Origin of the sequence: Zoogloea ramigera, assembly GCF_006539865.1 — a bacterium.
GTDB lineage: Bacteria > Pseudomonadota > Gammaproteobacteria > Burkholderiales > Rhodocyclaceae > Zoogloea > Zoogloea ramigera.
Genome location: NZ_BJNV01000170.1, coordinates 1 through 1,240 on the forward strand (window position 1 = coordinate 1; position 1,240 = coordinate 1,240).

The following is a 1,240-nucleotide window of genomic DNA, read 5'->3' on the forward strand; positions in this document are numbered from 1 at the left end:
CTGGGGTCCGGAGTTCGTGAGCCAGGTCTGATGAAAAATCCGAGAGTCGCTTGAACGACTCCTCCAGCCGGGCCAGCATGTCGTTGAGGGATTCGGCCAACTCAGCCAGTTCGACGGGTACGGCATCCACAGGTAAACGCTGGTCAAGACGTTGGGCGCTGACTTCCGTCGCTCTTCGCTTCATCTCGCGAAGTGGCGCCAGGCCTCGACGGGCAGCAAACCAACCGAGTAGTCCGGTCGCCAAGGTGCCCCCAATGACCACGAGCCAGAGGGTCTTCATGAATGAGTCCATGAAGCTCTGGTGATGGGAAATGTCCGTCGCGACGGCGACTACGGCGGGCGGCCACGCCTGAACTCCGGTTGGTGCTTCGGCCACGATACCCCGGAAGGACAACTGGTCATCGACTTGCCACACGTAGGGGCGCTCAGCCTCAGGTGTTTTGACCCGATCCAGTAAGCGCTGGGGGAAAGGGGCGTCCTCGGTGGCGAACAGGGTGCGACCATCCGGCCCCTTTACTGCCACGACCAAGCCATGATGGCCGATCAAGGAGTCGTCCATCTGCTGCGGAATGGCTGCCAGATCCTTTGACGAATGAACCTTGGCCAAGGCATGGCGAATCAATTCGAGTTTGCCGGTCAGGGCCTCCATGTCCTGCTCTTCGAAGTGGTGTTCGACGGACTCAGCCACAATCAAACCTAGTACCAGCAACACCACGGTTGATGCCGCCGCGAACAGCACGGTCAGGCGGAAGGTCAGCGACTTGCGGCGGACAGGGCGCACTATTCGTCCTCCTGTTCTTCCAGCACATAGCCCATGCCACGCACGGTGCGAATCAGCTTGGGTTCAAAACCGTCGTCGATCTTGGCCCGCAGGCGGCGCACCGCCACCTCGATCACATTGGTGTCGCTGTCGAAATTCATGTCCCACACCTGGGAGGCGATCAGGGAGCGCGGCAGCACTTCACCGCGCCGGCGCAGCAGGAGTTCAAGGAGTGCAAACTCCTTGGCGGTCAGGTCGATCCGCTTGCCCGCCCGCGTGACGCGGCGGCGCAGGAGGTCCAGCTCCAGATCTGCCGCATGCAAGGCGTCGACTTCCTTGTTCTTGGCCCCCCGGCGCAAGAGCGTGCGAACGCGAGCCAGTAACTCCGAGAAGGCGAAGGGTTTGACCAGATAGTCGTCGGCCCCCAGTTCGAGCCCCTTGACCCGGTCATCCACGCTGTCTTTGGCGGTCAGAAACAGG

General features: G+C 61.5%; 2 protein-coding genes. Both read right to left on the reverse strand.

Annotated elements, in window-relative coordinates; translation table 11 throughout:
• Nucleotides 1-781 (reverse strand): HAMP domain-containing protein (locus tag ZRA01_RS20260; protein ID WP_141355177.1); only part of this gene is annotated, 781 nt, incomplete at its 3' end.
• The coding region (locus ZRA01_RS20265; protein WP_141355178.1) for a winged helix-turn-helix domain-containing protein at nucleotides 781-1,240 on the reverse strand (460 nt) is incomplete at its 5' end. The genes ZRA01_RS20265 and ZRA01_RS20260, both read right to left, overlap by 1 nt.